The organism is Roseisalinus antarcticus (assembly GCF_900172355.1).
GTDB classification, from domain to species: Bacteria; Pseudomonadota; Alphaproteobacteria; order Rhodobacterales; family Rhodobacteraceae; genus Oceanicola; species Oceanicola antarcticus_A.
In genome coordinates, this window is the sequence record NZ_FWFZ01000027.1 from 1 (window position 1) to 21,443 (window position 21,443).

Here is a 21,443-nt window from a genome sequence, read left to right on the forward strand (position 1 = left end):
AACCCTGCATGTGGGCCTGTTTAGTGTAACGACGAGATTAGACAGGGACGTCTACGAGATTTTGCGGCGGCATTGTGAAAATCGAGGCCGTAAAATGGGTTGGCAGGGGTTAGGTCACCGATTCAGGAGAATGAGAAATATCCCGCCGCACAATGAACAGTGACCTGTGCTTCGTTTATCCTTCAATCACGATATTGGCAGCGGCGACGCCAAGCCGATAACCCCGGCCGCGCACGGTGACGATCAGTGCCTTGCTCTCGGCATCGGTGAGTCCGGCAGCTTTGAACGCGTCGCGCAACTCGCGGATCAGATCCTTGGCCTCGCGCGCTGTCGTACCCTCGATCTGGAATTGGGAGGCGACCTGATCGCGCGACATCGCCTTTTCCAGCAGGCGCTCGAACACGGGAAATATCTGGCGCGACAGAATGACGGAGCGACCATCCCATTGAAACTCGGCCGTTGCCCTTCGCACGCGAAGCACGGGCGCCAGCGGGACCGGCACCAGTGCGGCATCATCAATTGCAGCGCCGAGGGCATTCGAGGCAGGCTTCATCACCTCGAGGGTTTTGATCAGATAAACGCCCGCATCGTAGTGTCGTCGCGCAGCCTCCGCTGGCAAATTCGGTGCGAGGATCGTGATGTACGAGCCCTGCGCCGCCTGGCGCAACGATGCGCCAATGCCGTTGACGGTCAAGGCTGCAGTCTCCAGCGCAAGAAACACTGCGCGCCCCGATGGCGTATCGCCGAGCCGCCAGATCTTCTCCGCCGCCAGCTTTGGGGAAACGCCAAATCCCGCAGCGGCGCCAATCAGGGATGCCAGCGCGTCGGCGCCGATGCGAAACACGCGCATATCGTCCTTCGTGAGATCAATGTCCTGTCGGCGGTCGAGCGGGCATTCAGCCCGAAATCCATCGCCCTCTTTCCGGATCGGCCGAAAGGGCAAACCGCATTCGCAGGCATCGCAGACCTCCCAATCGGTGAGTGGCGCCTGCTCGACGAGGACACGTTTCGCCAGCAGCCGGTCAAAGACCGGGCCAAAGAAGGGTGCAGCGAGCTCACCCGGAAAGATTGCGTCGTCGCCAGCCTCACTCAGCCGCGTCAATAACTGCAAAATCGTCTCGGTCATTCGTCAGCCCGTTCCGTTCGATCAAGGTCATCACCCGCGCCTCGTGCTGGGTCCGGCGGAACTGCACCACGCCCGGAGGCCTGATCTTGACCGTCACCTGCGGCTGACGCTTGCCCTCGCCCTTGAACAGGATCCGGAACACGAGCTCGCCCAACCGCCATGCACCGCTGAACGACGCCGGCGTGCTGCCGAAATGCCGGAGCGCGTCACCGCCGAGATCCCGCGAGCGCAGCGTGCGCACCACGCGTGGATATCCGTTCTTGCCGGGCGCCATCAGATCGGCCGCCGCCTCGATGATCAGCACTTTCTCGATCAGCGGATCATAGGCAGCGTCGAAAGCGAAACCCGGACCGACCTGTTCGACCGGCCGCAGGGTATAGAGATCCTGCGCGTCGTCGCCGCCGAAGAAGCCGGGCCGTTCCAGAATGATCGATGCGAAAAGTTCCGCGATCTCGGCCTGATGCGCCTTCCGGATCCGGGCCAGCCGCAGCATGCCGGTGTTCTCGGAATAACGAAGCACCGCATGGGAAATCTGCCGTACGCTGATGACCCGCTCCTGCTGGCCCTCGACGACCGGCATTGTCGAGACCATGGAGCCGTGACTGACCACGAAGTTGATCTCGTCACCGTCTTCGTAGTCCCCCACCCGGCAGTAATCGCCCAGAAACGCGTCACGGTACAGCGCGGCGACGGCCGCCCGGAACGCCTCGACCTTTTCCGCCTTCAGATCGATCGCGACGCCGCGTTCCCGCCCGGCATACTCATGCAGGCGATCGGCGGTGAGCATCGCCATGTGGTCGGCGGCCGCGTCGAAAAGGTCGGGATGCTCAAGAAACACCCGGACGGCGATATGCTTTGGCTCGTGCCCCTTGTTGGGCGCGTCCTCGTCGCCGGTCTTCATGTCCGGGAACAAATCGATGCCCTGACGCTTCGCTTGCGTCTGGATGATTTCAAGGCCACGTGCGTCACCCAGCTCCGCGATGCGGTGCAGATCGCCGCGCAGTCCTTCGGGATAGCTTTCCTCTGCACCGGTCAACAGCGTCTGCAGATCCTCGCGCGCGGCACCTTCCTCCTGGTCCAGCAGGTCGACGGAAAAGCTTTTGTACTTGCCTTCGTGTCGCGCCAGTAACGGCTTCATCAGAGCGAGATCGATGGTCTTGATGAACCGGGGGTTCACGAACTTCTTCAAATTGCCAGCCATGACGAATCCCCTTTCTTTCTTGGCCGGTGTTCTTGCTATGTTCTGGCGCGCGATTCTTCAACCTTTGCGGGATCGGCCGGGACAGTTTTCGATGCGGGTGAGTAGAGGTCATAGGAGACCACTGACCCAAGGCCCATGTCATGAAACGCCCCAACGCGCTCCCGCCCGACCAGATGACCGCCGCCGAACGCCGCGCCGAACTGTGCGGCCTGCTGGCGCTCGGGCTGGTTCGATTGCTTGTGCCGGGTGGGCACGAACTATCTGACGATACTGGAGAAAGTTGCCTACACTATCCCGACGACCAACGCCGTCATGCAACTCCAACTCACCGGAGAAACGCATGAACAAGCCCGACCCCATCCCCGCGCGCCTGGCCTCACTGAAATCCATGTCCGTCACCCAGTTGAAGTCGGAGTGGCAGACGATCTTCGACACAGCGGCACCGAACAACAGCCGAGCGTTCCTCGAGACCCGGTTGGCCTACCGCATTCAGGAGCTGACGTATGGCGGCCCCGATCATCAAACCCGGCGCATGCTGGACCTTCTGGCCGACGAGGTCGGCGGCACCCTGACGCGCAAGAGCCAGATCGCCGATCCTCGAAATCCCGTGGTCGGCACGAGGCTGATCCGCGAATGGAACGGGGTCGAGCACACGATCACGGTCTTGCGGGACGGGTTCGAGTGGCAGGGGCGACCCTACAAATCCTTGTCTGCGATTGCGCGGGCGATCACCGGGACGCGCTGGAATGGCTACCGCTTCTTCGGGTTACGCGAACGAAAGCGGGGGAATGATTGATGGATCAACGCGCAACTCCAATTCGCCGCCAGCGCTGCGCTATCTACACGCGCAAATCCTCCGAGGAAGGGCTGGAGCAGGAATTCAACAGCCTGCACGCCCAGCGAGACGCCTGCGAGGCCTACATCGCCAGCCAGCGCTCCGAGGGCTGGGTGCTGGTCCGCGATCAGTATGACGACGGCGGCATCTCGGGCGGGACGCTCGAACGGCCCGGCCTCAAGCAGCTTCTGGCCGACATCGAGGACGGCCTGATCGATGTGGTGGTCGTCTACAAGATCGACCGCCTGTCGCGGTCACTGATGGACTTCTCGAAGCTGGTCGAGGTGTTCGACCGGAACGGCGTGACCTTCGTGTCGGTGACGCAGTCCTTCAACACGACGACGTCCATGGGGCGGCTGACGCTGAACATCCTGCTCAGCTTCGCCCAGTTCGAGCGTGAGGTCACAGCCGAGCGCATCCGCGACAAGGTCTGCGCCTCCCGCATGAAGGGCATGTGGATGGGCGGCTATGTCCCGCTCGGGTACGATGTGAAGGACCGCAAACTCGTGGTGAACGAAGAAGAGGCCGCCGCCGTGCGGGGCATCTTCGAACGGTTCGTCGAGGTCGGCTCAGCGACCGTGCTAGCCCGCGAACTGCGCCGCAAAGGGTTCCGCAACAAGCAGGGAACCTTGGTCGACAAGGGATATCTCTACAGGGTGCTGATGAACCGCGTCTATCGCGGCGACGCGGTCCATAAGGGCACGGCCTATCCCGGCGAGCATCAGGCCATCATCAATGAGCGGCTGTGGGATCAGGTCCATGCCATCTTTCGGGAAAGCCCGCGAAAGCGGGCCAACAACAGTCGCGCGCAAGCGCCTGCGTTGCTCAAGGGGCTGATCTTCACGGCCACGGGCGCCGCCATGACTCCGAGCAGCACGAAGAAGGGGGTGCGGCGATACCGGTACTATGTCTCGATGGACGTCATCAAGAATCGGGAACCCAGCGATGAGGGCATCCCGCGACGGCTTCCTGCAGACCTCGTGGAAGCGGCAGTGGTGACCGAGTTGCGGCGGGTGATGCGCGCGCCCTCGATCACGGCACAGGTCATTGCCCATTTGGCGCGCGAGGGTCACGCCTTCGCCGAGGCCGACGTGATTTCCGCGCTGCAGACGTTCGATGACGTCTGGGGCCAGCTGTTCCCTGCAGAGCAGACCCGGATCGTGCAGTTGCTGGTGCGCCGGGTCACCGTGACGTCCGAGGGGCTGGTGATCGATGTCCGGACCGACGGCGTCTCGGGCGTCATGCGCGACATGATGGCCCCACGAAAGAAGGTGGCGGCGGAATGATAAAACACGACGAGTCCATCCAGATCTTCGTGCCGCTCAAGGTTCGCAAGCAGAACGGGCGGCCGAAGATCATGCCGCCCGCCACCTATCTGCCCAGCGAAGACCGGACGCAGGATCCGCATATCCTGCGCGCCATCGGCCGGGCGTGGGGCTGGCGGCGACGCATGGAGGCTGGCGAGTTCAACACGGTCACCGATCTGGCGAAAGCCGTGGGGCTGGCCGAACGCCATGTCAGCCGACAACTGCGGCTCGCCTATCTCGCGCCGGGGGTCGTCAAGCGCTTGGTTTACAAGCGCGAGGTGCCCGCCGTGACCCTGTTGAAACTGACCGATGTCGCGGCCTTGCCGTGGCACGAACAGCCGGAGCGGGTGTTCGAATAGTATTTCGAGCATTCTTAGCCACGCGATCACCGTTATTGACCACTCGAACTCGGCAAGCTACCGTGCCCCCTGATACGCACGTCGGACTCGTTCGTGGCTGGAGAACAAGAAGAGAGAAATCAGTAAATCAAAATGACTAAACAGCTCAAACTCAACTTTGAAACAGTACAAGGGCTGTGCGAATTTATCCTGCTCTCTGTCGCCAATGACCCACTTTCCTGGAAGACGGTTGCTGCAGACTTTCTGCAAGAAAGCGGATTTGAAAACTGTGATGAGTTCAGGTGGCTATTCTCTCGCTGTATTTTTCAAATGATCGCCGAGAATTGGTTAGCCAAGGAAAATAATGATCCCTTTTATAAGATGGGCCTAACATTCAAGGGCGCCACTGTTCTTCGGCATAAAGACGAAATTCGCGCATTCTATGATCGGCACTTTGCATCAATCATTAAAAAGACTGAACAGGCCAAAGCAGAAGCGCAGGCGAAGCGCGAAAAGCAACTGAAGGCCACTGAAAAGGCGAGGCACAAAGCTGAACGGAAGGCGGAGAAGCAGAACAAGAAAAAGCGAACCGAAAGGAAGGTCAAGGCTCCCAATCCTTCCAATAGAGCCACAAAGATTGACTTATTTGGTAGTGGCCAGAAGATCCGCGAATCGATACCATCGAAGGATAACGACCAGCTGCTCAAGCTGTGGAAGTCAAATACACTTGGCGCAGCTGGCTCTTCCGGCGCGAAGCGTGATCAACACCTTCTAATCGTCCTCGCCATTGAGAGGGAATGGAAGCGTCGGATACAGGAATTTCCAGAAATAGAGGCCTTTAAATGGCCTTCCACTGATGTCGGATCTGGATCTGGCGGCGGGAATTTTGAACGCCAGGAAATCAGTTATCTAAAGATCCTCGGGTACACGGTGGGCAAAACTGACGGCCTGCCCGAGTCGTCTAGATGGATGATATTGGATCGATGTTTCTCAGGGCAACTGCCGCCATACCAGAGCGTCGCCGAGCTAAGGAAATGGGGCGAACCAAAGAGCTCACTAAGATTGAAAAAAATGGCCTATCACATCGCCTCACTGGCGAAGAACTTTAAGAAAATGCCATCGCGTGGGTATGACGACGCAATCGCGGACTGGGAGGATGACCTGAAGTACCTATACGATCAGTACTATGTCCGATACTTCCGCTTCGCTTGGCCATCCCATTGATCACGTTAATCTACATATGGTTGGTCGAGGATGGACATCTCCGCAGTACGTCACCGAGGAGTTGGTCCTTCATCTTGGGCACAGCACGACAAGCATCTACGACCTGTGCCTCGTCGCGTCTCTGATGTCGGAGTAGCAGTCGATGCGGGTGTTCGACTGAGCCTCAGTGAAAGCTCGCCTGAAACGTCGTCGCGGTCAGCGAAACATGCGCGTCCAGCGGCGGATGCAGTTCGAACGCCTTCGGCTCGCGGGAGAAATTCCACAGCCGGAACAGACGCCATTCCGACCGCCGCTCCTCGGCCACGGCCAGCTCGTTGCGGCTGATGTGGAAGGGCGTGCGCTCCCATCCATTCGTCGTTTTGACCTCGATCAGCCGGGGCAGACCGCCCGCAGGCCTGTCTCGATCCCAAGGCGCAGCCGTCCGGCGATCTGCTCCGGCGTCCAGCCCTCGGCCAATCGGTCCGTGACATAGGCGGCGAGCTTCGCATCCGTCTCCAGAACCGCCGCGCGCTGCCGCCGCAGCATGTACGCCCCGTCGGCGACGTGCGGTCGGTACGCGCCGCTGTCGAGCGCGTTGCGCCCGATCTCGCGCGAGAGGGTCGAAGCCGCCCGACCGAGCGCCCGGCCGATGGCCCGAAGGGACCGGCCGTCGGCCATCAGAGCCGCAAGCCGATCTCTCTCCTCGGCCGTGAGGTGGTTGTATCCTGACATGGCAACACCGTTCTCCGTTTCCAGACAGACGGATACATCATCCGCCCGTGGTGTTGCGCTTCACGATGGAACTCACCGACCGCAGCGCCGACCGCTCACGCGCCAGGACGCGCTCCTCGCCCGCGCGGCCGAGGGCCCGGTTGCGCTCGTCCCGGCCCGCCACGTCGAACTTGCGGGCGATGTGCAGCATCTGGTCCAGCTCTTGCGGCGGCGGCTGGTTCGACAGCGTCGGTGGCGGGCCGATCCAGATCTGCGCCGCCTCGCGTAGGCCAGCGGCGGGTCGAAGCCCCGGTTGGCGCCCGAGCCAGGCCGGGTTCAGCGCCAGCCAGCGAGCAACCGCATCGACCAGCGCCATCTGGAAATTGAAGGCCGGCTTGTAGCCGGGAATCCAGTCCTCGCCGAGCCCTTTCAGAACCGCGCTGATGTTCTGGTGCTTGAACTCGACGGACCCCTCGGACCGGTCGTTCAGAAGCGGCAGGAGCGCGCGGCGGTGTTCGGCCTTGCTGTAGCGGCGCGCGGAGATGTCATCGGCGAGCATCGCGAAGTAATCCGCGACGATCAGGTCGTTCTCTTCATCCGTCCAAGGCCCGTTCGACATTGCGCCAGGCTATGGGCACGAAGTCTGTTTGTCATCAGAGACTTCCGGCAGCGTCCTGGCTCGCTTCGAACGTTGCCGCCTGACTTCGGGATCGGCCGCCACGGAGCCGTCCTTCTGACCGCCCTGGGCCTTCGTGTCGGTCTCCGCCACCGGATTATTTCGCGAACGGGGCGAACCTATGAACACGGCAACCCATTGAAAATGCGAGGATGTTTTACGCCGTCCTGTGGCCGTCGAGGGGCGCTCGAAGAGAGACGCAGGCCATTCGGAGACCCATTCCGCGTCAAGCGTACAGTCTCCGAAGGGCGGATGGCCCTGCCAACGCCCTTTGAACCAAAAAGAAAAAAGGCCCGCGTGAGGGCCTCGTTTCGGGTTCGCGATGTGCAAGTGGCGGAGCGGACGCGACCTCCGTCGAACCTTATCCGGCCCGTAAGATATTGATGTTATTTTATTATCTATTTCGGCGCCGAATATTGCCGTCTCTTCCTCATCAAGCTCGGCAATGATGCAGTTTGCGGTGGAGCCCCCTCCATCAACATGGACATCGACACCATCAGCTTGGCACAGGTAGTGGCCGTTAAAGGAGAATTTGCATCGACCTCATCTCTATCGCCCAACATGTCTCCTCCAGCCAATCGATTTGACTTGCTGCGCCCTTGGAGATAAGAATCTTTTATCCGTTGGGGTGCCGTAAAGGCTGAGAGGCGAAAGCCGACCCATCGAACCTGATCCGGGTCATGCCGGCGTAGGGAACGGAGCAAAGCTGTGGCAATCGCAGCTTTTCATATACCGTATCCCCACGCTTTTGGCCCTTGTTTTGAATGGGGGCTTGTGTGGCTTTTCAGGCGTTGACGATTGCAGGATCCGACAGTGGCGGGGGCGCCGGGATTCAGGCCGACCTCAAGACCTTCAGTGCTTTGGGCGTCTATGGCGCCAGCGTCCTGACCGCGATCACTGCGCAGAACACCCGAGCTGTCACTGCGGTGGCGGCGGTGGCTCCGGCGATGATCCGGGCCCAGATGGACGCGGTCTTTGACGATCTGGTGATCGGAGCAATCAAGGTCGGAATGCTGGGCGAGCCGGATGCGATTGACGCCGTCGCCGATGGTCTGGCCGGGTACGCGGCACCGGTCGTTCTTGATCCTGTGATGGTGGCGAAATCTGGCGACCCCCTCTTGTCCGATGATGCGGTCTCAGTACTGCGCGCACGTATGCTGCCGCTCGCCGACCTGCTGACCCCGAACCTGCCCGAGGCGGCGCGATTGCTCGACACGCCCGAGGCTGTGAACGAACCCTCCATGCTGGAACAGGGCCGTGCGCTCCTGGCACTGGGCCCGCGGGCGGTGCTAATGAAAGGGGGCCATGGCGACGGGGCGCATTGTGTCGATCTGCTGGTCACGCCCGAGGCCGTGTTACGGCTGTCGGCGCAACGGCACGCCACGCGCAACACTCATGGCACCGGCTGCACCCTGTCGGCGGCTATCGCGGCCGGGCTGGCGCGCGGTGCGCCCCTGCCTGAGGCGGTGCGCGACGCCCATGCCTATCTGCAAGGCGCCATAGCCGCGGCAGACCGATTGAACATTGGTGGTGGACATGGCCCGGTCCACCATTTCCATGCGGTCTGGCCCGATGAGTGATGTTACCATTATCGGCGCGGGGGTCGCTGGCCTTTGGGCGGCGCGGTCCTGTCTGGCACGCGGCCTGACCCCCCGGCTGATCGACCGGGCCGGGCCGCCGGGGCCGCACGGCTGTTCGTGGTGGGCTGGCGGGATGCTGGCCCCCGATTGCGAAGGTGCCACGGCCGAGCTGCCGGTGGTTGTCCACGGGCGTGAAGCGGCCGATCTCTGGGCAGACGTGACCCGCGTGACCAGAAATGGCACACTTGTCCTCGCGCCAGAGCGGGACAGGCGCGAGCTGGACCGATTTGCCGCGCGGACCGACGGCAAAACCGCCTGCGATGCGGCTGCGATTGCGGCGCTTGAACCCGATCTTTCGGGACAGCACCGGCGCGGGCTGTTCTTTGCCGCAGAGGCGCATCTGGATCCCCGACTGGCACTGTCTGATCTGGCGCGAACACTTTTGGATGCCGGTGTCGTTGTCGAAATCGGCGAGGCCGAGCCTGCAACCCTGAGCGGCCCGGTGATCGATTGCCGTGGCTTGGCAGCAGCGGATGATTTGCCGGGGCTACGCGGCGTGCGGGGCGAAATGATCGTGTTGCACTCGGACGAAATTGCCTTGTCGCGGCCCATTCGCCTGCTGCATCCACGCCATCCGCTATATGTGGTGCCGCGCGCGGATGGATTGTTCATGCTGGGTGCAACGCAGATCGAAAGTTCTGCGCGAGGCAGGGTGACGGCGCGCTCGGCGCTGGAGCTATTGTCAGCCGCCTATGCGTTGGACCCGCGCTTTGCCGAGGCCGAAATCGTCGAAATGGGTGCTGATCTGCGCCCTGCCTTTGCCGACCATGTGCCGCGCGTGCTCCGCAGGGGGCGTATTTTGCACCTGAACGGGTTGTTCCGGCACGGCTTTCTGATGGCACCGGCGCTGGCGGAACAAGCCGCCGAATACCTTTTAACTGGCAAGACCGGGGATCTGTTTGATGAAGATTGAAGTGAATGGCGAACAGCGCGATGTCGCCGCGACGAATGTGGGCGAGGCGCTTGCTGAACTGGGTTTGGGAGAGGCGCGGGTCGCAACGGCACTGAACGGCACCTTCGTATCTGCGGCAGCGCGCGACGGCACCGCCCTGTCGCCCGCTGATCGGCTTGAGGTTTTGACAGCGATGCAGGGGGGCTGAGCCATGCGCGATTTCTATGGCGAAACCCTGAAAACGCCAATGATGCTGGGCACGGCGCGCTTTCCTTCGCCAGCGGTGATGGAGGCTGCATTCCGCGAAAGCGGCGCATCGGTCGCAACGGTATCGCTGCGGCGCGAACGCGGTGCGGGTCAAGCGTTCTGGGACATGGTGCGCGGCCTTGGTGTGCATCTGCTTCCGAACACTGCCGGCTGCCATTCTGCGCGCGAGGCGATCACCACCGCCCAGATGGCGCGCGAATATTTCCAGACCGACTGGATCAAGCTCGAGGTGATCGGCAATGCCGACACGCTGCAACCCGATCCTTTCGGCCTTCTGGAGGCCGCCGAGGTCTTGTGCGCCGATGGGTTCAAGGTGTTCCCCTATACCACCGAAGACCAGGTGTTGGCCGCAAGGCTGGTTGATGCGGGCTGCCGGGTGCTGATGCCCTGGGGCGCGCCCATTGGATCGGGGATGGGGCTGAACAACATTCACGGGTTGCGCACCCTGCGCGCGGCCTTTCCCGATGTGGCCATGGTGATCGACGCGGGTCTTGGCCTGCCCAGCCATGCGGCGCAGGCGATGGAGCTGGGGTATGACGCGATCCTGCTGAACACCGCCGTGGCCGAGGCGGATGATCCGGCCGCCATGGCGCGCGCCTTTGCCATGGCCGTGCAGGCGGGCGCGCTGGCGGCCACATCCGGGCCGATGGGCATGCGCGACATGGCCGTACCTTCAACCCCCCTCATTGGAAAGGCATGGCTATGACACTGCCCCGCTTTTACCCCGTTTTCGACAGCGCCGATTGGGTGGTGCGGGCCGTTCCCCTTGGGGTGCGGCTTGTGCAGTTGCGCATCAAGGGGCAGCCCGATGAGATCCTGCGCGCCGAAATTTCCACAGCACTGGCCTGTTGCCGTCACTATGGCGCGGCGCTGGTAATCAACGATCACTGGCAACTGGCGATTGAGCTGGACGCCGACTGGCTGCACTTGGGACAAGAGGATCTGGACACCGCCGATATCGCTGCAATTCGCCACGCAGGCCTGAAGCTTGGGGTTTCGACCCATGACCATGCGGAACTGGACCGCGCTGTGACACTGGCCCCTGAGTATATCGCCTTGGGCCCGGTCTATCCGACCATTCTGAAGCAGATGAAATGGACCGAACAGGGCCTTGATCGGCTGACCGAATGGAAATCCCTAGTTGGAGATATCCCGCTGTGCGCCATCGGTGGCATGTCGGTGGAACGCGCGCCGGGTGCCTTTGCCGCAGGGGCCGATACGGTGGCGGCGGTGACGGATATCACCCTGAACGCCGACCCTGATGCCCGGATACAGGCCTGGCTGAAGGCAACAGCATGAACCGCTATGCCAGACAGATTGCCCTGCCGGAGGTGGGCGCAAAAGGCCAAGCGCGCTTGCGCACAGCCCATGTTCTGGTGGCCGGAGCGGGTGGCCTTGGCGTGCCGGTGTTGCAATATCTCGCAGGCGCCGGGGTTGGCACGATCACCCTGATTGACGGCGACGAGGTGACTGAGAGCAACCTGCACCGTCAGCCGCTATATCGGATGCAGGACATCGGCCGTCCCAAGGCACAGGCTGCCGCCGCAGCGCTGGCCGCGCTCAACCCCGATGTCGCCATGCGCCCGCTGGTCGAATGGCTGACCCCCGCCAATGCGCCCGCTCTGGTCGACCAGGTCGATGTGGTTCTGGATTGCGCCGACACATTTGCCGCCAGCTTTACGCTATCGGACGCCGCTTTTGTTGCTGACAAACCCTTGATTTCCGCCTCGGCCCTTGGTCTTTCGGGCTATGTGGGGGGCTTTTGTGCCACGGCGCCATCGTTGCGCGCCATTTTCCCCGATCTGCCGCGCAGTGCCGCAACATGTGCAACCGCCGGGGTGCTGGGGCCCGTGGTGGCCATGATCGGAGCCATGCAGGCTCAAATGGCATTGGCGATTTTGCTGGATATGGTGCCTTCGCCCCTGGGCCAGATGATGATATTGGACGCCGCAAGCTGGCGCATGTCAGGCTTTCGCTTTGACAGCGCGCCGGAGCCTGACACCCCCGCAGCCTTCATCGCCACCAGCCAGATCACGCCCGAGGATCTGGTAATCGACCTGCGCAGCGAGGTTCCCGCCCCCTTCCGCGCAACCGCCCTCCATATCCCGCCCGAAGGTTTGCCCGATCTGGCCTTGCCTCCCCACGGCACACGGATCGTCCTGGCCTGCCGCACCGGCCTGCGCGCCCATCACGCCTGTACCGCTCTGCGCAGCCGTTGGGCAGGTGATATCGCGCTGCTGGCGCTGCCCGATCCTTGATCCCAAACCCTGAACCGGAGACACCAATGAAACACCTTCTTGCCACGGCCGCCCTTTCCCTGATGGTCACCCCCGCTTTTGCCCAAGACAAAATGACCGTGATGCTGGATTGGTTCATCAACCCCGATCACGGACCGATTATCCTGGCTGAAGAACTGGGGTACTTCGCAGAAGCGGGGCTTGAGGTGGAGCTGGTCACCCCCGCCGATCCCAACGATCCCCCGCGCATGGTTGCGGCGGGGCGGGTTGATCTTGCGGTGTCCTATCAACCCGAACTGCATCTGAACCGGCGCGAAGGGCTGGACCTGGTGCGCGTCGGCACGCTGATCGAAACGCCGCTGACCTGTCTTGTGGTGCGCGCCGACGGACCGGTGCAATCGGTTGCCGATCTGGCAGGACGCAAAGTGGGCTTTGCCGTGGCCGGTGTGCAGGAAATGCTGTTGTCGGCCATGTTGGCCCATAACGGCGTGTCCGGCGATGATGTCGAACAGATCAACATCGGCTGGTCGATCTCGCCTGCTTTGATGTCGGGTCAAGTGGATGGCGTCATAGGCGCGTTTCGCAATTTCGAACTGAACCAGATGGACATTGAAGGCGTTGAAGGGCGCTGTTTCTACCCCGAGGCCGAAGGCGTGCCATCTTATGATGAGTTGATCTATGTCGCCCGGGCCGAGGATTTGAACCGCGATATGATTGCCCGGTTCCTGCTCGCTACCGAACGCGCCACGGCCGACATCCTGAACGATCCCGAAGGTGCCGGTGAGATATTCTTCGCTACCAGCGCCGAGTTGCGCAACGAACTGAACACACGAGCCTGGGGCGATACCTGGCCGCGCTTTGCCACCCGCCCCGCTGCCGTGGACCATGGCCGTTACACGCGGTTCGAAGCTTTTCTGGTCGCCCAGGGTGCTGTCGATGCAGCTATTGCCGCCGCTGATCTGGTGGTCGACGTGACAGCCGAGCCCGCGCAATGACAGCACCGGACTATGGCCGCGCTTTCACGCTTTGGCGTGCGGGCGCGGGGCAGGATTGGGACCGCTATACGCATCACGCCTTTGTCGAAGGCTTGCGCGACGGATCGCTGCCGCAAGACAGCTATCTGCATTATCTGCGGCAGGATTATGTTTTCCTGATTCATTTTGCGCGCGCATGGGCGCTGGCGGCTGCCAAAGCCGATACGCTGGATGAAATGGCAGCGGCCAGCGCCACGGTGCACGCGTTGGTACATGTGGAAATGCCGCTGCACGTGGAAACCTGCGCCGCCCACGGCATTGACCGCGCCACGCTGGAGACAACGCCCGAAGCGGCGGCGAACCTTGCTTATACACGCTATGTGCTCGAGGCGGGATATTCCGGCGACTTTCTGGACCTGATGGCGGCGCTGGCCCCTTGCGTGCTGGGTTACGGCGAAATTGGCGCGCGGTTGAAAGACGTTACCGGACCCTACGGCGATTGGTGCGCCACCTATGGCGGGCCGGAGTATCAGGCCCTGTGCCGGGATGTTGGCGCGCTGATCGACGGAGCGATTTTGCGACGCCTTGGGCCGGGCTGGGCCGATCTGCCGCGCGCGGTGACTTTACAGGCGCGGTTTGCCACTGCCACAAGGCTTGAGATCGGGTTCTGGGACATGGCCCGCGACCCGTCAGCGATGTGAGCGCACCATCCATCCATATGGCCGGATCGCTTAAGGCGGGGGATACCCTCTTGATCGACAGCCTCGATCTGACCTTGCCCGCCGGTCGGTGGAGCGCGCTTTTGGGGCCGTCCGGCGTGGGCAAGACATCCTTGCTGCGGTTGATCGCGGGGTTGCCTTGCGCGGCACACCTGAAAGGGCGGCTCAAGGCCGGGGACGGTGCGCCCATCGCTCCGCGCGTGGCGATGATGGCGCAGGATGACCAGCTTCTGCCATGGGCCTGTGCGCTGGACAATGTTACCATCTGTGCGCGCCTGCGTGGCGAACCTGCACAGACGGAGCGCGCGGCAGCTTTGCTGGCGCGGGTAGGCCTTGGTGGTCTGGAGAGGCGCAAACCCGCAAACCTTTCGGCCGGTCAACGCCAGCGCGTCGCCCTTGCGCGCACTCTTTACGAAGATCGCGCGGTTGTCCTGCTGGACGAGCCATTCTCGGCGCTGGACGCGATGACGCGCCACACAGTGCAGGATTTGGCGGCTGGGCTTTTGGCTGGGCGCACCGTGGTGCTTATCACCCATGATCCGGCCGAGGCGATCCGGCTGGCCGATGTTGCATGGATCCTCACGCGGGCGGGCATCGCGCCCTGCATTCTGCCGCCCACCATGCCCCCCCGTGCGCCCGAGGCCGCAGCCACCATCTCTGCGCAGGCCGCGTTGTTGAAGCGGATGCGCCTGCTTGCCGCACAGGGGGCAGGATGATGCTGCATGCAATGTCTGGCCTGTGGCGCGGCTGCCTTGTTTTGTTGGTGGCGCTGGCAATCTGGCAGGCGGTCGTGAGCCTGACGGGCGTGCCGCGCTTTATCCTGCCGGGGCCTACACTGGTGGCGCAGGCCCTGTGGGACAACGCAGCATTGATCTGGGAGAACGCCCTGTGGTCAGCCGGCAACCTGAGCCTTGGTCTCGCCGTCGGCATATTTCTGGGGGTCGAGACCGCACTGCTGCTGGCCCTGTCGCGGCGCGCGCGGTGGCTGCTGCGCCCCATGCTGGTGGTGGCCCAAGCGGTGCCTGTATTTGCTCTGGCGCCCGTGATCACGCTGTGGCTTGGCTATGGCATGCCGTCCAAGATCGTGACGATCGCGCTTGTCACCTATTTTCCGATTGCCTCGGCGCTGTTTGACCGGCTGATGGCGCTGCCTCCAGGCCTGGCCGATCTGTCGCGCCTGTCGGGCGCCGGTCGCTGGCGCGAGACACTGCTGCTGCGCCTTCCCTATGCGGTACCAGGGCTGCTTTCGGGGCTGCGGTTGGCGGTGGTCTATGGCCCGCTGGCGGTGCTCATCGGGGAATGGGTTGGGTCGTCTCAGGGGCTTGGCCATCTGATGTTGATGGCGAACGGTCGGGGCCAGACCGCCCTTATGTTTGCAGCTCTGATCGTGCTCGCTTGCCTTTCACTGTGCCTCTGGGTCACGGTCGAAGTACTTTCCCGGTGGTCGTCAAAGCGGCTTTCGTATGCCTGACGCGTGCCTATGAAACGGTAGCAATCCCATCAAGAAAAGCTGCGATCCTGTCTGCACCCGCTTCCAGCCATCAATTCGCGCATAGGCCGTCACAGCGATGCCCGCGAGCGCTGGTTCAATGATCCGGCGGCCACCCACGCCGCTTTGGTGGCATCCAGCAGGGCAGATGTTTGACGGCTGGTCTTAATCCCGTCGACGTCACAGGAAACTCTCCGGCACCAGATCGCGCTTGCGCATTATCTCGCGTAGCCGTTCGAAACCGCGTTCGCGCAACTGGCGCACGCGTTCCTTCGAGATACCATAGACCGACCCCAGAGCATCCAGCGTCGCAGGTGGGTCGTTTAGCTGAGTGGCCACGACTATGTTGCGCTCTCGATCAGGCAAATCGGTAAGCGCCTCGACAAGCGTGCGACGCAATACCTCCGTGTCCAGACGGTGCAGGGATGCCGGATCGTCAAGACTTTCCGGATCGACCAGCAGCGCCAGGCGATCTTCTCCCTGGTCATCGAGGACCGGGACATTCAGGGAGTAATCCCTGCCAGTGATCTGAGCGCGCAGATCAGCCAAACGGTCGATAGTGACACCGTTTTCAACGGCAATTCTTGCGTCTGCCTCGGCCCGGTCGATCTGCGGATCAGCCTTCATCGCGACGTCAAGGCGTGCGATCTGCGCGGCCGCCGAACGCGACTGAGCGGAATTCGGACGCCGGACAATCGACAAGGTGGTGCGCTTGTATTCCTGAATTTCGGCGCGGATCCACCAGACAGCATAGGTCGCAAAGCGAAACCCCCGGTCTGGATCAAAGCGGTCGGCCGCCTTCAGAAGTCCGATATTGGCCTGCTGCACCAGATCGGGGTCTGCCTCCTGGGAGGCTGGCGAAAACCTTTTGGCCTTTGCCGCGGCCATGGGGGCGAAGGCGCGCATCAACGTGTCGCGCGCGTGCGCGTCGCCATGGTCTTGCCAAGCGCGCACCAGATCGCGCTCTTCCTTTGCCGACAGCATGTTCGCGCTGCGCGCGTGGCGGCTATGGGTTCCCCAATTCGGAGCATGTTTGTTCATCACGACGACTCATTTAAATTCGAATCGAAACTAGTCTCTCACCACCACTCTTGTCAAAGTGGTTTCGCTTCGCTACCAAATAGACATGATCAACCAATATCAAACGCCAAACCGCATCGCCGAACTGCTCGTCCATGTCGGCCGCGCGGCGCGTAGCGAGGCCCGCAACGAAAATCCGCGATCCAGCCTGACAGCAGCGCAATGGACCTGCCTGCGGTTCTTCGCACGGGCCAATGGCAGTACCCGCACGCCCTCGGGCTTCGCAAGTTTTCAGGCGACTACGCGCGGCACCGCATCACAGATCGTTAAGACCCTCGAACGCCGCGGCCTGATCACCGGTCAACGCTCCGACCGGGATCGGCGCAGCGTTCGCTTTGACCTTACGGCAATGGGCCTCGAGACGCTGGTGCATGACCCGCTCAGCGATCTGATCGGTGTGATCGGCCAGCTTCAGGAGGACGAGCGCGACCGCTTCCTGCAAACGCTGTCGCGCATGACGTCTGCGCTTGCAGGGCTGAGGGATGTGCCAGCCTTCGGCACATGCCAGGACTGCAGCCATTTTACGCCCGCGAATGACAGCGGCTATTGCGCCTGCATGGCGGCCGAGCTGGCCGCGGAGGAGATCGACCAGCTATGCGCAAGCTACCAGGGTCCCGCGCGCGGGATACAGACCGAGGGAGAACGCGATGACCGCGCCTGACACACGTGCCGCGCCCCGCATGATCGCGATCAGCAGCGGCAAGGGCGGAGTGGGAAAATCCACTGTCACAGCCAACATTGCCGTGGCCATGGCCCAGGCTGGGCTCGCTGTGGGCATCGTCGATGCCGATATCTACGGCCCCTCCATCCCCGGAATGCTGGGGATCGCAGGTGACAAGCCCGCCATGACGCCCGAAGGCAAGGTGATCCCGGCCGAGGCGCACGGCGTCAAGGTCATCTCCATGGCGATGCTGAGCGACGACGACAAGCCCGCGATCCTGCGCGGGCCGATGGTGACGAAATACCTGCAGATGTTCGTCCGGCAGGTGGACTGGGGCGCGCTGGACGTGCTGCTTCTCGACCTGCCGCCGGGCACAGGCGACATTCAGTTGACGCTGGCTCAGGCCTTCCCGCTGGCAGGCGCCGTGGTCGTGAGCACGCCGCAAGACGTCAGCCTCAAGATCGCGAGGCGCGGCCTGCGCATGATGGAGCAGGTCAACGTGCCGATCCTTGGCATCGTCGAGAACATGAGCGGCTTCACCTGCCCGTCATGCGGAACCCTCACGCATATCTTTCATGAGGGCGGCGGCGAGGCGATCGCGCAGGAACTGGCGGTGCCCTTTCTCGGCAAGGTGCCGCTTGACCCTGCCGTGGTCGATTGCGGTGATGACGGCATCCCGCTCGTCACGGCCGCACCGGGCAGCCCAGCCGCCATGGCCTACGCCCAGATCGCGGCGACGCTGGCGCGCGCGGGAGGCGACATGGGCGGTATCGCCACCCCCTTCGCCTGGACGCTGGCCGACGGCACCGGAAAGCCCGCACCGGCTCTGGCACCGCCTACGCCGGACGGGCCGACCGACCGTCTGCGGGCGCTTGATGACGATGCGGCGGGGCTCGCGTTGTGCTGGGCCGACGGGTATGAGCAGCATCTTTCGCCGCGCGATCTGCGCCTTGCCTGCGCTTGCGCGCAATGTCGCGAAGAGATGACAGGTGCACAGCTCTTGATCCCTGACAGAGTGCCTCTCGACATCCGGATCACGCGGATCTGGAGTGTCGGAAACTATGCCCTCGGCATGGCTTTCAGCGATGGCCATGACACCGGCATTTATACGTTCAAATCTCTGCGCACGATGCGTAGCACGGAGTTGGAAGATGTCTGAACAAACCCACCGCCGCATCCGCGCGCAGGCCTCGGCGCGCGATGCCGATGTCATGTCTTTCGTTCTGGACAGCCCAGTGCAGGAAGGACGTTCCGGACGATTGGAAAAGACGCATGACGCCCCGTTGGCGCGCGTGCTTTTTGCCGTCGCGGGTGTAAGACGGGTCGAGGTGGCCGAGGCCACGATCCTGGTGCAAAAGGACGCGCAAACCGATTGGGCGCTGCTGAAGCCAACCATCGCCGCGGCGATCCGGCAGGTGCTTGACGCCACGGACGCGCCGCTTGGCTCCAACACCGCCCCTGATGCCGCCCTTCTGCGTGCGGTCGAGGAGTTGCTGGAACGACAGGTCAATCCGTCCATCGCGTCCCATGGCGGTCATATCTCAGTCGAACGCGTTGCGGGCGGCTCGGTCTATCTGCGCATGTCCGGCGGCTGTCAGGGCTGTGCCGCGTCCTCCGCCACCTTGCGACAGGGTGTGGAACAAATGCTGCGCGCAGCACTTCCGCAGATCCGCGAGATCGTGGACGTGACCGATCATGCAGCGGGCAGCAATCCGTTCTACGCACGGGACGACGGGGGGTCCTACGCGCAGAACGACGGTCCGTCGCCCGTTCTGAACCGTCCGCTGCCACCAGGTGTGATCGGTTGGGACGATGGAGAGATTCTCGTCGATCCCGCCTACCTGGCGCCACGGCTTGGGCTGACGCCGCAGACGCTGCGCGAGGGGCTGCAAACCGGCGACGTCGTCGGTGTGACAGAAACTGGCGAGGGTGCCGACGCGGGCAAGACCCGGATCATTCTGCGCAGCACGGCGCGGGCCTGGGCCGCCGAAGTGATGACCGATGGATCGGCGCGGGAAATTCCGCCCCCCCGCGAGATCGGGGCGGCCGCTGACCGCGCGCAAAACCTTGCAGACCGCGTGCGCGCGCATCTTGCGGCGCTTTCCACCGATGACGCGCCTGTCACTTATGGCGCGCTTGCGCGGGCACTTGGGCTTTGGACGCCCGGTTCGGTGGGCCGTGTCACTCGCGCGCTGGAGGCAACAATGCGCGAAGACGCCGCTGCCGGTCGCCCCTTCATCGCGGCCCGCGCTGTCAGTCGTGGCCGCGAGGATCTTCCGGGCAAAGGGTTCTTCGATCTGGCCGGCGCCCTGTCTCGCGGGCCTCAGGACGGCGAAAGCGAGAGCGACTACCACCTCCGTGAAATCAGCCGTCTCGACCATCCGCATTCAGAGCACACAGATGTCGTGCAACGCGACAAGACCCAACGCGCATGAAATAGCCGCGTAAGTTTCGAACAAACAAGCCTTTCGGAAAGCCGGATTGGTTAAGCCTCCTTCGACGCTGTTTCCAAACGTGAAGCGGCAGCTTGTATAGCGGGATAGCGTTTCCGCCATCTGTTCTGGGTTCGCCACAGGCTCTAACGGGGGTTTGGCACCCCATGTGAGCAGTAGTCCCATCTCAACGGCACGCGGCTGCCTGCTCCCGCATGACCCCATAATCGCCCATCATCTCGATGACGGCTAATCCGTCTGGCATTAGCGCCAATTCCTCAGCCGTGCGCACTTGGAACTCCTGACTGTATTCTACGGTCGGTGGGCATGCCGCTGCACTGCCATTTTCAAAACCCACCCCCACGCAACCGGTCAACCAGATCGTCGCGATTACGAGGACGACGAGCCGCCGCTTCCAGCATCCGGCGTTGTACGTCATTGGCTTTCTCCGTGGTTGCGAGACGTTCCGCGAGCCGCCCGACGCGCTCTCCGGCGCGGCGGATCGACAGCAGGAACAGCAGGATGGCAAGGGCAACAGCGCCGTACCGCAGGGCCGCTCGCCCAAATGGACTGGCCGATATGCCGCCCAGCAAGGCGGTAATCATCGCTGCGCCCTGCGCCAGTCATCGAGCCGCGCATAGATCGTAACGGCGATGCCCCCAAGCGCCACGGCGATGAACACCCAGCGGAGCGTATCGAGGTATGGCACCAGCGGCAGAACCGCGGGTTGGGTCACGGCTAGTACGTTCTGCGCCACCTCGACCCCGGCTGCGCCCAGCGTCGCTACTCCGGCCGCACCGCCGCCTTTCATGGTGCGACTTTGCGCCAGCACCTCGCGCGCGAGCTGCATGTCCTCGGCGAAGGCAATGGCCCGAACCGGAAAACGATGCCCCCACTGCCGTGCCGGGCCGAGATCGACATGGATGAAGCCCGAGCGCCGGTAGAAACCAAACCCGAGGAAGCCGACCGAGCGTGCCGCTGCCTCGAACGCGACCGGGTCGTGGTTCGACATAGCGATGTCGAAAGCTTCGCCATCCATGTGCTTGGAACGCGTCGCGCCGCCGACGGCGCAGTTGTGTTCCGGGCTGCGATAGGCAGAACGAACGATCAGAGGTTTGCCGAGCCAGTCGCGGAGCGCCTGGAGCTTGTCGAGCGCCGGGGCATTGATCAGCAGCTTACCGGTCCCGCGGCAGGCGATTTCGGCGGGCGAAAAGTTGGGCCAGCGCCGAGCGCTTTCCGGCACATCGCGCCAATGGTCGTAAAAGTTCGTGGTCATGTTGTCCTCCAGAAACGGAAGAACCCGCCATCAGGGCGGGTTCGGGTGAGCGGGTGGCTTGTTGAGGCGTGTGGCTACGCCCCGCCGCCGAAGATCTTCAGCTTGATCGCGATCCCGGCCAGTAGAGCCAGCATCACGCCGGTTGTGATCATGCGGACGGCGGTTTGCATGGCGGTGCGGCGCACCAGCCGAATGCCATCCAATAGAGAGACCGAAGATCCCGGATATCGAGCGCGGCTTCTTCGCCATCGAGACCCACGTCGGCCAGCGCCCGTTTCGCGCCTTTCTCGGCCGCACGTGCCAGGATCGCCTCGAACTCGGCATCCGGCATGCGCACGAAGCCCTCGTATTGGGGTGGTGTCATCGGATCATCCTCCCA

The 21,443-nt window shown here is 62.8% G+C and carries 24 protein-coding genes, 2 pseudogenes and 1 riboswitch; of the genes and pseudogenes, 17 read left to right on the top strand and 9 right to left on the bottom strand.

The window, feature by feature from the left end; all coding sequences use genetic code 11:
- Nucleotides 1-175: 175 nt before the first annotated feature.
- Nucleotides 176-1,126 (bottom strand): helix-turn-helix domain-containing protein, encoded by a 951-nt coding sequence (locus tag ROA7023_RS17925; protein ID WP_143535625.1) that lies wholly within the window; start codon nt 1,124-1,126, stop codon nt 176-178.
- Entirely contained in the window at nt 1,086-2,327 is a 1,242-nt protein-coding gene (locus tag ROA7023_RS17930) for a hypothetical protein (RefSeq protein ID WP_085880412.1), read from the bottom strand. The genes ROA7023_RS17925 and ROA7023_RS17930 overlap by 41 nt, the downstream gene beginning before the upstream one ends.
- A 340-nt stretch (nt 2,328-2,667) precedes the next feature.
- Here ROA7023_RS17930 and ROA7023_RS17940 point away from each other — a divergent pair, with 340 nt between their 5' ends.
- The 4 genes from ROA7023_RS17940 to ROA7023_RS23980 all read left to right on the top strand — a co-directional run bounded on the left by ROA7023_RS17940 (nt 2,668) and on the right by ROA7023_RS23980 (nt 6,031).
- Nucleotides 2,668-3,123 carry a DUF2924 domain-containing protein gene (locus ROA7023_RS17940; RefSeq protein ID WP_085880414.1) on the top strand — a complete coding sequence of 152 codons (456 nt, stop codon included), beginning with the start codon at nt 2,668-2,670 and terminating at the stop codon, nt 3,121-3,123.
- Complete coding sequence (locus tag ROA7023_RS17945) at nt 3,123-4,448, top strand: recombinase family protein (protein ID WP_085880415.1); 1,326 nt, start codon at nt 3,123-3,125, stop codon at nt 4,446-4,448. The genes ROA7023_RS17940 and ROA7023_RS17945 overlap by 1 nt, the downstream gene beginning before the upstream one ends.
- Nucleotides 4,445-4,828: a ParB/RepB/Spo0J family partition protein gene (locus ROA7023_RS17950; protein ID WP_085880416.1), complete on the top strand. Its 384-nt coding sequence runs from the start codon at nt 4,445-4,447 to the stop codon at nt 4,826-4,828. Before ROA7023_RS17945 ends, ROA7023_RS17950 begins: the two co-directional genes overlap by 4 nt.
- Before the next feature lie 132 nt (nt 4,829-4,960).
- Entirely contained in the window at nt 4,961-6,031 is a 1,071-nt protein-coding gene (locus ROA7023_RS23980) for a hypothetical protein (protein WP_143535626.1), read from the top strand.
- Between the two features lie 163 nt (nt 6,032-6,194).
- Here the strand turns inward: ROA7023_RS23980 and ROA7023_RS17955 are convergent.
- The 3 genes and pseudogenes from ROA7023_RS17955 to ROA7023_RS17965 form a co-directional block, all read right to left on the bottom strand.
- A pseudogene (locus ROA7023_RS17955) lies at nt 6,195-6,416 on the bottom strand (protein NO VEIN domain-containing protein); the annotation flags it as partial.
- Entirely contained in the window at nt 6,401-6,742 is a 342-nt protein-coding gene (locus tag ROA7023_RS17960; protein ID WP_085880417.1) for a helix-turn-helix domain-containing protein, read from the bottom strand. The pseudogene ROA7023_RS17955 and the gene ROA7023_RS17960, both read right to left, overlap by 16 nt.
- Before the next feature lie 76 nt (nt 6,743-6,818).
- Nucleotides 6,819-7,340, bottom strand: a pseudogene (locus ROA7023_RS17965) (protein NO VEIN domain-containing protein); the annotation flags it as partial.
- Nucleotides 7,341-8,011: 671 nt separating this feature from the next.
- Nucleotides 8,012-8,109: riboswitch (TPP riboswitch) on the top strand.
- 52 nt (nt 8,110-8,161) lie between these two features.
- On the opposite strand from ROA7023_RS17965, the gene thiD reads away from it, so the two are divergent.
- Genes thiD through ROA7023_RS18015 form a run of 10 tightly spaced genes read left to right on the top strand, consistent with a single transcriptional unit; the run spans nt 8,162 to nt 15,597 of the window.
- Nucleotides 8,162-8,977 (top strand): bifunctional hydroxymethylpyrimidine kinase/phosphomethylpyrimidine kinase, encoded by an 816-nt coding sequence (gene thiD, locus ROA7023_RS17970; protein WP_085880418.1) that lies wholly within the window; start codon nt 8,162-8,164, stop codon nt 8,975-8,977.
- Nucleotides 8,970-9,950 carry an FAD-dependent oxidoreductase gene (locus tag ROA7023_RS17975; RefSeq protein WP_085880419.1) on the top strand — a complete coding sequence of 327 codons (981 nt, stop codon included), beginning with the start codon at nt 8,970-8,972 and terminating at the stop codon, nt 9,948-9,950. Before thiD ends, ROA7023_RS17975 begins: the two co-directional genes overlap by 8 nt.
- Nucleotides 9,940-10,137: a sulfur carrier protein ThiS gene (gene thiS, locus ROA7023_RS17980; RefSeq protein WP_085880420.1), complete on the top strand. Its 198-nt coding sequence runs from the start codon at nt 9,940-9,942 to the stop codon at nt 10,135-10,137. The genes ROA7023_RS17975 and thiS overlap by 11 nt, the downstream gene beginning before the upstream one ends.
- A gap of 3 nt (nt 10,138-10,140) precedes the next feature.
- Complete coding sequence (locus tag ROA7023_RS17985) at nt 10,141-10,902, top strand: thiazole synthase (protein WP_085880421.1); 762 nt, start codon at nt 10,141-10,143, stop codon at nt 10,900-10,902.
- Entirely contained in the window at nt 10,899-11,495 is a 597-nt protein-coding gene (locus ROA7023_RS17990) for a thiamine phosphate synthase (RefSeq protein WP_085880422.1), read from the top strand. Before ROA7023_RS17985 ends, ROA7023_RS17990 begins: the two co-directional genes overlap by 4 nt.
- Nucleotides 11,492-12,454 (top strand): HesA/MoeB/ThiF family protein, encoded by a 963-nt coding sequence (locus ROA7023_RS17995; protein ID WP_085880423.1) that lies wholly within the window; start codon nt 11,492-11,494, stop codon nt 12,452-12,454. The genes ROA7023_RS17990 and ROA7023_RS17995 overlap by 4 nt, the downstream gene beginning before the upstream one ends.
- Before the next feature lie 26 nt (nt 12,455-12,480).
- A complete protein-coding gene (locus ROA7023_RS18000) occupies nt 12,481-13,428 on the top strand; it encodes an ABC transporter substrate-binding protein (protein WP_085880424.1) in 948 nt (315 codons plus the stop codon).
- Nucleotides 13,425-14,108: a TenA family protein gene (locus tag ROA7023_RS18005; RefSeq protein WP_085880425.1), complete on the top strand. Its 684-nt coding sequence runs from the start codon at nt 13,425-13,427 to the stop codon at nt 14,106-14,108. The genes ROA7023_RS18000 and ROA7023_RS18005 overlap by 4 nt, the downstream gene beginning before the upstream one ends.
- Before the next feature lie 50 nt (nt 14,109-14,158).
- On the top strand, nt 14,159-14,842 hold the full coding sequence (locus ROA7023_RS18010) for an ABC transporter ATP-binding protein (protein ID WP_234992299.1): 684 nt from the start codon (nt 14,159-14,161) through the stop codon (nt 14,840-14,842).
- Nucleotides 14,839-15,597 (top strand): ABC transporter permease, encoded by a 759-nt coding sequence (locus ROA7023_RS18015; RefSeq protein WP_085880427.1) that lies wholly within the window; start codon nt 14,839-14,841, stop codon nt 15,595-15,597. Before ROA7023_RS18010 ends, ROA7023_RS18015 begins: the two co-directional genes overlap by 4 nt.
- Before the next feature lie 198 nt (nt 15,598-15,795).
- On the opposite strand, the gene ROA7023_RS18020 is transcribed toward ROA7023_RS18015, so the two are convergent.
- The gene (locus tag ROA7023_RS18020) at nt 15,796-16,656 is read right to left on the bottom strand and encodes a sigma-70 family RNA polymerase sigma factor (protein ID WP_085880428.1); all 861 of its coding nucleotides are present in this window, start codon (nt 16,654-16,656) and stop codon (nt 15,796-15,798) included.
- Between the two features lie 85 nt (nt 16,657-16,741).
- Between ROA7023_RS18020 and ROA7023_RS18025 the strand changes: the two genes are divergently transcribed.
- The 3 genes from ROA7023_RS18025 to ROA7023_RS18035 are packed head-to-tail and all read left to right on the top strand — an operon-like array spanning nt 16,742 to nt 19,791.
- On the top strand, nt 16,742-17,356 hold the full coding sequence (locus ROA7023_RS18025) for a MarR family winged helix-turn-helix transcriptional regulator (RefSeq protein ID WP_085880429.1): 615 nt from the start codon (nt 16,742-16,744) through the stop codon (nt 17,354-17,356).
- Nucleotides 17,343-18,515 (top strand): MRP-like and DUF971 domain-containing protein, encoded by a 1,173-nt coding sequence (locus ROA7023_RS25585; RefSeq protein WP_085880430.1) that lies wholly within the window; start codon nt 17,343-17,345, stop codon nt 18,513-18,515. The genes ROA7023_RS18025 and ROA7023_RS25585 overlap by 14 nt, the downstream gene beginning before the upstream one ends.
- Nucleotides 18,442-19,791 carry a DUF6522 family protein gene (locus ROA7023_RS18035; protein WP_234992300.1) on the top strand — a complete coding sequence of 450 codons (1,350 nt, stop codon included), beginning with the start codon at nt 18,442-18,444 and terminating at the stop codon, nt 19,789-19,791. Before ROA7023_RS25585 ends, ROA7023_RS18035 begins: the two co-directional genes overlap by 74 nt.
- Before the next feature lie 344 nt (nt 19,792-20,135).
- On the opposite strand, the gene ROA7023_RS18045 is transcribed toward ROA7023_RS18035, so the two are convergent.
- The 3 genes from ROA7023_RS18045 to ROA7023_RS18055 all read right to left on the bottom strand — a co-directional run bounded on the left by ROA7023_RS18045 (nt 20,136) and on the right by ROA7023_RS18055 (nt 21,428).
- Nucleotides 20,136-20,393 carry a hypothetical protein gene (locus tag ROA7023_RS18045; protein ID WP_085880433.1) on the bottom strand — a complete coding sequence of 86 codons (258 nt, stop codon included), beginning with the start codon at nt 20,391-20,393 and terminating at the stop codon, nt 20,136-20,138.
- A complete protein-coding gene (locus ROA7023_RS18050; RefSeq protein WP_085880434.1) occupies nt 20,390-21,064 on the bottom strand; it encodes a YcbK family protein in 675 nt (224 codons plus the stop codon). The genes ROA7023_RS18045 and ROA7023_RS18050 overlap by 4 nt, the downstream gene beginning before the upstream one ends.
- Before the next feature lie 148 nt (nt 21,065-21,212).
- The gene (locus ROA7023_RS18055; RefSeq protein WP_234992301.1) at nt 21,213-21,428 is read right to left on the bottom strand and encodes a DUF6127 family protein; all 216 of its coding nucleotides are present in this window, start codon (nt 21,426-21,428) and stop codon (nt 21,213-21,215) included.
- Nucleotides 21,429-21,443: the final 15 nt, after the last annotated feature.

Bases quoted from the DNA above. Each gene is read 5' to 3' on its own strand.
- ROA7023_RS17925 (WP_143535625.1), bottom strand. From the start codon at position 1,126: ATGACCGAGACGATTTTGCAGTTATTGACGCGGCTGAGTGAGGCTGGC.
- ROA7023_RS17930 (WP_085880412.1), bottom strand. From the start codon at position 2,327: ATGGCTGGCAATTTGAAGAAGTTCGTGAACCCCCGGTTCATCAAGACC.
- ROA7023_RS17940 (WP_085880414.1), top strand. From the start codon at position 2,668: ATGAACAAGCCCGACCCCATCCCCGCGCGCCTGGCCTCACTGAAATCC.
- ROA7023_RS17945 (WP_085880415.1), top strand. From the start codon at position 3,123: ATGGATCAACGCGCAACTCCAATTCGCCGCCAGCGCTGCGCTATCTAC.
- ROA7023_RS17950 (WP_085880416.1), top strand. From the start codon at position 4,445: ATGATAAAACACGACGAGTCCATCCAGATCTTCGTGCCGCTCAAGGTT.
- ROA7023_RS23980 (WP_143535626.1), top strand. From the start codon at position 4,961: ATGACTAAACAGCTCAAACTCAACTTTGAAACAGTACAAGGGCTGTGC.
- ROA7023_RS17960 (WP_085880417.1), bottom strand. From the start codon at position 6,742: ATGTCAGGATACAACCACCTCACGGCCGAGGAGAGAGATCGGCTTGCG.
- thiD (WP_085880418.1), top strand. From the start codon at position 8,162: ATGGGGGCTTGTGTGGCTTTTCAGGCGTTGACGATTGCAGGATCCGAC.
- ROA7023_RS17975 (WP_085880419.1), top strand. From the start codon at position 8,970: ATGAGTGATGTTACCATTATCGGCGCGGGGGTCGCTGGCCTTTGGGCG.
- thiS (WP_085880420.1), top strand. From the start codon at position 9,940: ATGAAGATTGAAGTGAATGGCGAACAGCGCGATGTCGCCGCGACGAAT.
- ROA7023_RS17985 (WP_085880421.1), top strand. From the start codon at position 10,141: ATGCGCGATTTCTATGGCGAAACCCTGAAAACGCCAATGATGCTGGGC.
- ROA7023_RS17990 (WP_085880422.1), top strand. From the start codon at position 10,899: ATGACACTGCCCCGCTTTTACCCCGTTTTCGACAGCGCCGATTGGGTG.
- ROA7023_RS17995 (WP_085880423.1), top strand. From the start codon at position 11,492: ATGAACCGCTATGCCAGACAGATTGCCCTGCCGGAGGTGGGCGCAAAA.
- ROA7023_RS18000 (WP_085880424.1), top strand. From the start codon at position 12,481: ATGAAACACCTTCTTGCCACGGCCGCCCTTTCCCTGATGGTCACCCCC.
- ROA7023_RS18005 (WP_085880425.1), top strand. From the start codon at position 13,425: ATGACAGCACCGGACTATGGCCGCGCTTTCACGCTTTGGCGTGCGGGC.
- ROA7023_RS18015 (WP_085880427.1), top strand. From the start codon at position 14,839: ATGATGCTGCATGCAATGTCTGGCCTGTGGCGCGGCTGCCTTGTTTTG.
- ROA7023_RS18020 (WP_085880428.1), bottom strand. From the start codon at position 16,656: ATGAACAAACATGCTCCGAATTGGGGAACCCATAGCCGCCACGCGCGC.
- ROA7023_RS18025 (WP_085880429.1), top strand. From the start codon at position 16,742: ATGATCAACCAATATCAAACGCCAAACCGCATCGCCGAACTGCTCGTC.
- ROA7023_RS25585 (WP_085880430.1), top strand. From the start codon at position 17,343: ATGACCGCGCCTGACACACGTGCCGCGCCCCGCATGATCGCGATCAGC.
- ROA7023_RS18035 (WP_234992300.1), top strand. From the start codon at position 18,442: ATGGCCATGACACCGGCATTTATACGTTCAAATCTCTGCGCACGATGC.
- ROA7023_RS18045 (WP_085880433.1), bottom strand. From the start codon at position 20,393: ATGATTACCGCCTTGCTGGGCGGCATATCGGCCAGTCCATTTGGGCGA.
- ROA7023_RS18050 (WP_085880434.1), bottom strand. From the start codon at position 21,064: ATGACCACGAACTTTTACGACCATTGGCGCGATGTGCCGGAAAGCGCT.
- ROA7023_RS18055 (WP_234992301.1), bottom strand. From the start codon at position 21,428: ATGACACCACCCCAATACGAGGGCTTCGTGCGCATGCCGGATGCCGAG.